This window comes from Bacillus sp. LR_5, assembly GCF_042709275.1.
Genome location: NZ_JAVAXX010000279.1, coordinates 1 through 8,164, shown reverse-complemented (window position 1 = coordinate 8,164; position 8,164 = coordinate 1). Strand labels below are relative to the sequence as shown.

Annotated in this window: 8 protein-coding genes; 1 reads left to right on the top strand and 7 read right to left on the bottom strand. The window is 45.3% G+C overall.

Annotated elements, in window-relative coordinates; translation table 11 throughout:
- The first annotated feature begins 75 nt into the window (after positions 1-75).
- A complete protein-coding gene (gene bacG, locus RAC86_RS31635) occupies positions 76-855 on the top strand; it encodes an NADPH-dependent reductase BacG (protein ID WP_003244095.1) in 780 nt (259 codons plus the stop codon).
- A gap of 14 nt (positions 856-869) precedes the next feature.
- Here the strand turns inward: bacG and bacF are convergent, their stop codons facing one another.
- The 7 genes from bacF to RAC86_RS31600 all read right to left on the bottom strand — a co-directional run bounded on the left by bacF (position 870) and on the right by RAC86_RS31600 (position 8,153).
- A complete protein-coding gene (gene bacF, locus RAC86_RS31630) occupies positions 870-2,069 on the bottom strand; it encodes a transaminase BacF (RefSeq protein WP_003242568.1) in 1,200 nt (399 codons plus the stop codon).
- Positions 2,070-3,254: a bacilysin exporter BacE gene (bacE, locus tag RAC86_RS31625; protein WP_377886431.1), complete on the bottom strand. Its 1,185-nt coding sequence runs from the start codon at positions 3,252-3,254 to the stop codon at positions 2,070-2,072. It abuts the gene before it with no gap.
- Positions 3,251-4,669: an alanine--anticapsin ligase gene (gene bacD, locus RAC86_RS31620; protein ID WP_003242921.1), complete on the bottom strand. Its 1,419-nt coding sequence runs from the start codon at positions 4,667-4,669 to the stop codon at positions 3,251-3,253. The genes bacE and bacD overlap by 4 nt, the downstream gene beginning before the upstream one ends.
- 18 nt (positions 4,670-4,687) lie before the next feature.
- Positions 4,688-5,449 (bottom strand): dihydroanticapsin 7-dehydrogenase, encoded by a 762-nt coding sequence (gene bacC, locus RAC86_RS31615; protein WP_064671827.1) that lies wholly within the window; start codon positions 5,447-5,449, stop codon positions 4,688-4,690.
- Between the two features lie 2 nt (positions 5,450-5,451).
- On the bottom strand, positions 5,452-6,159 hold the full coding sequence (bacB, locus tag RAC86_RS31610) for a 3-((4R)-4-hydroxycyclohexa-1,5-dien-1-yl)-2-oxopropanoate isomerase (protein ID WP_003244300.1): 708 nt from the start codon (positions 6,157-6,159) through the stop codon (positions 5,452-5,454).
- A complete protein-coding gene (gene bacA / locus RAC86_RS31605) occupies positions 6,149-6,763 on the bottom strand; it encodes a prephenate decarboxylase (RefSeq protein WP_377886430.1) in 615 nt (204 codons plus the stop codon). Before bacA ends, bacB begins: the two co-directional genes overlap by 11 nt.
- Before the next feature lie 151 nt (positions 6,764-6,914).
- Positions 6,915-8,153, bottom strand: coding sequence for an MFS transporter (locus tag RAC86_RS31600; RefSeq protein ID WP_377886429.1), 1,239 nt, complete (start codon positions 8,151-8,153; stop codon positions 6,915-6,917).
- Between the last annotated feature and the right edge of the window lie 11 nt (positions 8,154-8,164).

Sequence of the window (8,164 nt, the reverse complement as noted above, 5' to 3'; positions counted from 1 at the left end):
ATAAAATTTGCTATTTTCTTCGTTTTTTCTTACGATGTAGATAATAATCCATTTTTTTCAAAGGGGTGCAGTTATTTGTCAAAACGAACCGCATTTGTTATGGGAGCCAGTCAAGGGATCGGGAAAGCAATCGCTCTGAAATTAGCAGACCAGCACTTTTCCCTCGTCATTAATTCGCGAAATTTGGATAATATTGAATCTGTCAAAGAAGACATTTTGGCCAAGCATCCTGAGGCGAGCGTCATTGTCCTTGCGGGCGATATGTCTGACCAGCATACGAGAGCGGGCATTTTTCAGAAAATCGAATCTCAATGCGGACGGCTTGATGTTCTGATTAATAATATCCCGGGCGGCGCGCCTGACACATTTGATAACTGCAATATAGAGGATATGACGGCCACGTTCACTCAAAAGACCGTTGCCTATATTGACGCAATCAAGCGTGCTTCCTCACTGATGAAACAAAACGAGTTTGGCAGAATCATCAACATTGTCGGAAATCTGTGGAAAGAACCCGGCGCCAACATGTTCACAAACAGTATGATGAATGCCGCTTTAATTAACGCCAGTAAAAATATTTCCATCCAGCTTGCTCCTCACAACATTACTGTCAACTGTCTGAATCCTGGTTTTATCGCTACAGACCGTTATCATCAATTTGTGGAAAATGTGATGAAAAAGAACAGCATATCCAAACAGAAAGCAGAAGAACAGATTGCTTCCGGGATTCCGATGAAACGGGTCGGATCAGCCGAAGAAACCGCAGCGCTCGCCGCATTTCTTGCCTCTGAGGAAGCCTCCTACATCACGGGACAGCAAATTTCCGCTGACGGCGGCAGCATGAAAAGCATATAAAAACATCCCGCTTTTTAGCGGGATGTTTCTTGTAATGACCCGAACGGCAGGTTCAGCTTTTGAATCCGCGTGACAAATTCCCGCAGATCCTCCTGCTTCGACACCATTGAGATTCTGACATGCCTTTTTCCGTTGCTTCCAAAAATTTCGCCCGGTGTGACTACGACATGGGCATGCTCCAGCAAGTAATCGGAAAATTGGTGAGATGTCTCAAACGTATTCGGAATTTCAGCCCATACGTAAAAGGTTCCTTTTGGCTTTTCCATCTTCCAGCCCAGTTCCTTTTCACAAAGCGCCGTAAAAAAGTCAATTCGTTCCTTATAAATTCGTTTCAACGATTCCGTATGCTCCGGATCTCCAGAAAGCGCCGCACTCGCTGCCTGCTGCAGCCCGCCGAACATGCCGACAAATACATGATCCTGAAATTCATTGACGGCCTGAATGATTTTTTCGTTCCCAACCGCAAACGCCATTCTCCAGCCGGCCATGTTAAATGTTTTTGAAAATGAATAAAGCTCTGCTCCGACAGTTTTGGCATCCTCTGCCTCAAGAAAGCTGGCCGGTTTTTGATCGAATTCAAACGCCCCGTATGCAAAATCATGAATCAAATGGATGTTATGCTCTTTCGCAAAAGCAGCAGCTTTTGCATAAAAAGCCGCATCAGCCACAGCTCCAGTGGGGTTGTTCGGATAGTTTAAAAACATAAGCTTCGCTTTTTCCAGCACGGCTGGATCAATCTTTTCAAAATCCGGCAGATAGCCATTTTCTTCATACAGCGGCATTTCGTAAAGCTCAGCTCGCGCCATCGTAATCCCTGATAAATATTCAGGATAGCCTGGATTCGGGACTAAAGCGATGTCTCCCGGATTGAGCAGGCATTGTGTCAGCACATACAATCCGGCTTTCCCGCCTCCGAAAAGCGCGACTTCCGTTTCAGGATTGATTGTCACTCCGTATTCCCTTTTATAGAAAGCGGCGATCGCTTCCTTTAAAAAAGGATAGCCCCTGAAAGGGCCGTATCCATGAAACGAAGGATTCAGAGAAGCCTCCCGCAAAGCCTCGACAATATGCGGCGGAGTGGGAAGGTCAGGGTTCCCCTGTCCGAGATTAATGATATGGGCTCCCGTTTTTTCCATTTCCTTTACCTTTTGAAAAACGAGAGAAAACTCCTGCCTTGGAAGTGTCTTGATGACATCGGACGGTGTTATTTCCATCTAAAAGACTCCTTTTTGCTCCGTTTTGTTATCCCGTTCCAAAAACGATTTGTTGACGAGCTTCGTATGCAAAAACAAACCGCATACGATCACGACAATCAGCCCCATAATGACCGGAGCGCTTAGGATGTTAATGAACATTGAACCAATAGAAATGCATAATCCGATAGACGCTTCGGCCACTGAAAAAATGCGCCCTTGAATCTGGTTTGCCGCATTTTCCTGAACCTTCACTTTTGCAAGCACTTCCCCGTATTCCATCGCGATGAAAAAGAGGATCGCCGCGATGACAGAAACAGCGAAAATCGGCGTGAATAAAAACAGCGCCAGCGAGACAATGGATAAAACGGTAAAGTACGTCAGGCCTCTATTGTTGTTAAAGCCCCATTTGCTGACAAGCGCCGCTCCGATGAACCCGCCGAAGCCGATGCAGAACGTGAGAATAAAGTTGCCGATTTCCCCGTCACCCAGAAAGCGGCTGACAATCGGAAAATAGCTGTACACAACTCCCCACAGCAAAGCCATTGTAATCATCGTAAACATGGCGTTTAATACAAAAGCATTGGTTTTGATTTCCTTGAGCCCTTCCTTAAAAGACTGAAAGGCCTCTTTTATGTTTTCAGATTGAATCGGCACAAATTGCAGCTTGATACGGCTGATAAAAAATGCCGAAACCAGGTATGTCACACCGTTAAAGGCAACAGCCAGCTCTACAGATCCGCCTAACAGAAAGAGCCCTCCGGCAGCCGCCCCGACGATAATGGAAATGGTTGTCGCTTTTGCAAATAACGTGTTGATGCTTTTAATATCTGATTCCAAGGACGACATGACAGCGAGACGGGCGGGATTAAAAAACACGCCGCTTCCATAAGAAATAAACAGCAGGGCCAGAAAAATCAGCGGATACTCGCCTTTTGGAAGAAATGTGAGCCCCAAAAAGATGATGCCTCTGATGATATCCGTCCACAGCATGATCTTAATTCTGTCTAACCGGTCGACCAGAACCCCCAAAAACGGCTGAAACACCATCGGAATGCTTCTGACCACGATGACCCCGGACGTCACCCAATAATCGTGATAATATGTAGACAAAATGAGCAGGGCAGGGAGAACACAATAGTCTCCCATGAACGATAGCGCCTGCCCGTAAAGCAAGTATTTAGAGTTGGGTTTCAGCGGTTTCATACTGGCAGCACATACTTTGCCGTCAGCTTCGCATGCTGCTGAATTTGTCTGATTGATTCAGCCACATCCTGTGAATTACTGCCTTTCAGTTCAAATGCAGCAATGGAATTGAAAGCTTCAAACAATGTCAAATCAACTGAAGTGCCTGGTGCTGCGGCCGAAAAAGAAACGATTTCAGTATCCCCTTTTAAAAGCCCGTCCGGAATATCGATCGCTTCAATGACCAAATCCTCAGCAGTTTCTGGAATCTGGCCATTTTGTTTGAAATGCTGCGGGTACAAATGGCAGTCGGCAACATAATAAGGCTCTTGATCCAATAATCCGTCCGGCAGATCGGCGTCTTTTCCGAAACAGAGGACATCTAATAATAATTGCGCCATATCAAGGCCAAAGACCTTTTTAATATTAGGAATCATATTCCAGCCTGCGAATCTGGCTGCCGACTCTATTAAACCCGGTTCTCTGTTTTTCATTAGCTTGATCTCTGTATGTGTTGCGCAATTTTGCAGTCCAAGCCCTTCATTTGCCTTTTTGGCAGCTTCGACAATTTTCTTTTTTGCCTCTTCATCCAGAATCGACGGCGTAATGTGGGATGTCTCTGTAAACCCGATTTGCGGCGTTTTATCATGAATGGCGATCGGGAAATACTCACCGTCAGCCATGATGCCTTCTATACTGATATAGTCGGAATACCCTTCTGTTTGATACCAGTCTCCGTACTCACCCTGTAAAAATTCTTCAGCGATAAACGGCGCTTCAAACGTAACCGCCTTTGGCACGTTAATTGATTTCAGATAGTCATTGACTCTGTTAAATTCATCTTCTGCCGTCTCAGTGTCCGTAATCAGCGTTACACCGATTGAACTCGCTAAGTATGTAGGCTTTAAGATAAGAGGTGTGCCGATCTCTTCAAGAGCAGCACGGAAATCTTCAAGAGTTGTGACTCGTTTGTTTTTGATTGATTTGACTCCGGCCTTATTAAAAGCGTCCCTCATTTTATTTTTATCTCTGGCATTTTCGGCTGCCTGCACGCCGGCACCTCTCAAGCCCAGACGTTCACAGGCTTTTGCCATCGGAGCAATGAATAATTCATTGTTTGTTGTGATGGCATCCGCCCCAAACATTTCGGCAACCTTGACGATTTGCTCGACGACCTCTTCCTCAGGCTTGTTATGATCCTCATGCGCCCAATAAATGGAGTCAGGATGCTCAAAATCAGCTAAACTCTTAAAATAGTCTTTATCTTTTATGACCGCGACCGAGTATTTTTCAATCAATGCTGCATGGGAGGCTGTAATTGCAAAAGGTCTTGGAATAAAGCTGACCAGGTTATATTTTTCAGCAGCGCTTTTATAAAACATGTGCGGCGGGCAGCCTCCAAGATCAGCGATGACCAATACTGTTTTTCTCTCCATATGTAAAACACTCCTTCTCTATTGTGCGGTGTATCCTCCGTCTGCGGTGATGGCGCTTCCGGTCATATAGCTTGATAAATCCGAGGCTAAAAACAGCATCACGTTTGCGATTTCTTCAGGTTTCCCAAGCCTCAGCAGCGGATTTACCTTCGCCTTTTCTTTTTTGATCTCTTCAAGTGTGCCTTCGTTATTTTCAAGGAATGATTTTTCATTCAGCGGTGTGTCGATGATCCCCGGGCATACGCAGTTCACGCGAATGTGATGCTTCGCATAATCAACGGCCATTGATTTAGTCAGCTGCAAAACCCCGCCTTTGCTGGCGTTATAAGCAGGAATATCAGGCCATGCCACGAGTCCGCCGACAGAGCACGTATTAATGATGTTGCCCTTGCCGGCGGCCAGCATATGCTTGAGTGCATGTTTGCTCATTAAAAACATGCCGGTCAAATTGACTTGCAGCACCTTGTTCCAATCGCTGAGCTCCATCTCGTGAATAGGCGCCACGATTTCGATGCCTGCATTATTAATCAAGACATCGAGCCCGCCAAATGTATGAACCGCCGATTCAACTGCGTGCTGGCAGGCAGCTTCGTCTGTGATGTCCGTTTGCACAAAGTGCAGCCTGTCATTATTTTCTTTTCGTACCATTGCTTCTCCCTGCGCTTCATCAATATCCGCCACAACCACATTGGCCTGCTGGCCCAAAAAAGCCTGAACCGCAGCATAACCAATGCCTGATGCGCCTCCAGTTATGAGGACGGTTTTATCGGTGAGGTTCATGATCATTCATCCGCCTTCATTTTTTTTGCTTTTGCTCTGTTGTAGCGCGGCGGGAAGAAGATATTAATCGATTTTGATTCTTTTTCCGAACGGTTGATGGCACCGTGATCTTCACGAGGCTCACAGAAATAGGCTGTGCCGAATTTCATCTCGACTGTGCAGCCTTCGACCGTCATGTCATAGCCGCCGCCGATGCAGATGCCTATTTGTTCATTCCGATGTTTATGGAAAGGCATTTCTCCGCCATTTCCAGGGATTTTGGCAAGCATAATTTCTACCCAATCCTCAACAAAGAACGTGACTTCCATGCCCGGCAGCAGGTCTCTTGTTTTGAAAATATCCAAAAAGTAGTCCTCAGGACTTGTATATGTTTCATCAGCTTTCAGCCGCTTGATATCAATAGCAATCACTTCTTGGTCTGTGTCGTTTCTTGCCCCATGAGGCACATGCGGCGGCGCGATATAGGCAGATTCCAAGGCTGTCATTTTTCTTGTCACATCTCCGACAGTCATCATCAGCTCGCCAGAAACGACCATGCCGATTTGGACCTCCTTATGCTGATGGGGTTCAACATTGGTATGCGGCGGGACGTAAGACATTAATACTTCAGTATCCCCTCGTACGGTTGAATACTGCCTCACTCCGTTTTCCCATTCAATTAATTTCGGTGTCGGGAAATAAAGCTCCTGCATATCTTCTTTAGTTTTCATCATCAACGTCTCCTTTTCCAAATAATGACCAGCTCATTGGAATGCTTTTGAATGTTTTTACAAAGGTTAGCCCGTACTTTTGCCGTGCAAGCTCATTGGTTAAGGCAATGTCATACAAACCTTCTTTTACTTTTCTTGCGGCTTGACTGGTTGAATTGACTAGTTTGAAACGAACATCTTTGCGGGTAAAATATTTTATTAAATTAATAGGTGAAGGATGTGAAACAATAACAGATGTATCAAGCATATCGTCTCTGAATTCAAAATCAGGACGAACAGCCAGGCCGTACATCGGTGTATCGCACCTGAAGATCTGCAATAGCTGCAAATCCGGCCTCATGTAGAAATGCTTAATGCCATCGTAAGCATGTGGGACGATGGTATATTCCAGCGGGCTTTGGAGCGTCCTTTCGATGCATGATTCAAAAGTATCATGCAAGGACAATTTACTGTTCAGCCCTTGTAGAAGAGTAAAATTGGAAATGAAATGCTTTGCTGCGTACTCACTGCTTGTCCCCTCAGGGCCGAGCGTGTTGACTGTAATGAGTTTGGATAGTGAATCAGTTCTTTTTTTTGTCTTAATGCTATTATCCAATATAATCATGAGCACCAACCAATCTTTTAAAATTTTAAGTAAATTTTATCCAGCGGCAATTGAACTGTCAATGTTTTTTGAAAATATTGATAATTATTCCCATACAAACAAAAAAACCCTTTAAAAAGGGTTTTTAATTATAGGAATTTAGAAACTTTGTTTATTGAGATAAGGACTGATCGGCCTTCTGCTCAAGTTTGCCGTACTTTTTATATGCGAATACACTGAGCACAAATCCGAGGACTGTGATGGCGGCGCAAATCAATCCGACAGCTGCATAGCCGTATGCCACATATACGGGTCCCATTAAAGCAGAACCTAATGTCACGGCCAGATTCGAGGCGAGGCTGTAAAACACCATGACTTTTCCGCGATGACGCTCTGAGCAGTCACTCAAAATGGTGCTGAGCAGCGTCACCGTCAAACTTTGCATTAATCCCCAAATAAATAGGCTGGTGATTAACAGAAACATAGACGCCGGCGCATATGGTAAACACGCCAGCAGAACGCTGATGACCCCCAGCGCAATTAAAAGGGAGCGCATTTTTCCGATGCGGTCGGCTATCTTTCCTGTAATCACACTCATGGAAAACCCGATTCCATAAATCATGATAAATAAGCCCGCAGCCGTGTTTCCTCCGGTAAAAACGTCCTGAAGATAGGTGCCTAAAAAGGAATACATACCGTAAAAACCAATCATATTACAAAAGGTTATCGTGATATAAACAGGTACACGAGGGACTTTCAGCGCATCCCGGAATGTTCCTGCCGGCTCTTCTATTTCTTTCTTGCCGCTGTTTTTATGTTGGGCATGGCGGCGCATTTCAAGGAGAATCAGCAGGACAACGAAAACGCCCATCAAGGCGAAAATCCAAAACGTCCATCTCCAATGCAGGACGCCGCCGATAAATGATCCGAGCGGCACTCCGAAAATCAGCGCCAGCGACCAGCTTGAAACGATCAGTCCCATCACCTTGCCCCGGTATGTATAAGGAACACGATCACCGACAACTGCGTAAGCGGTCGGAACAAACGCTCCCGCAGCCAATCCCGAAAGCGCCCGGCCTAAAAAGAAGAAAAAAATATTTTGAGCCAAAGCGCATATCACCGTTCCTATGATAAAGATCATAAGCCCGGCCAATAAGCTCAGTTCTCTGGAGTATTTATCGCCTAATGGAACCAAAAGCGGCGCACCGATAAAAATCATAATGCCGTAAATACTGATAGATAACGCAAGGACGCTGACATCTGAGCTGAAGGCTTTTGCTAAATCCGGCAGCAGCGGTGAGATCACAAGCTCTTCAGATCCAGCTGCAAATACCCCCATCGTTAAAGCCAGTGCCAACAATAACGGAAAATGATGTTTTGTTTTGATGTCATTGTTTTGATTGCTGTTCATTCTTTCTCAAA

Excerpts from the sequence above, each read along its gene's own strand:
- bacD (WP_003242921.1), bottom strand. The coding sequence starts at position 4,669 with ATGGAGAGAAAAACAGTATTGGTCATCGCTGATCTTGGAGGCTGCCCG.
- bacB (WP_003244300.1), bottom strand. The coding sequence starts at position 6,159 with ATGAAAACTAAAGAAGATATGCAGGAGCTTTATTTCCCGACACCGAAA.
- bacC (WP_064671827.1), bottom strand. The coding sequence starts at position 5,449 with ATGAACCTCACCGATAAAACCGTCCTCATAACTGGAGGCGCATCAGGC.
- bacE (WP_377886431.1), bottom strand. The coding sequence starts at position 3,254 with ATGAAACCGCTGAAACCCAACTCTAAATACTTGCTTTACGGGCAGGCG.
- RAC86_RS31600 (WP_377886429.1), bottom strand. The coding sequence starts at position 8,153 with ATGAACAGCAATCAAAACAATGACATCAAAACAAAACATCATTTTCCG.
- bacF (WP_003242568.1), bottom strand. The coding sequence starts at position 2,069 with ATGGAAATAACACCGTCCGATGTCATCAAGACACTTCCAAGGCAGGAG.
- bacA (WP_377886430.1), bottom strand. The coding sequence starts at position 6,763 with ATGATTATATTGGATAATAGCATTAAGACAAAAAAAAGAACTGATTCA.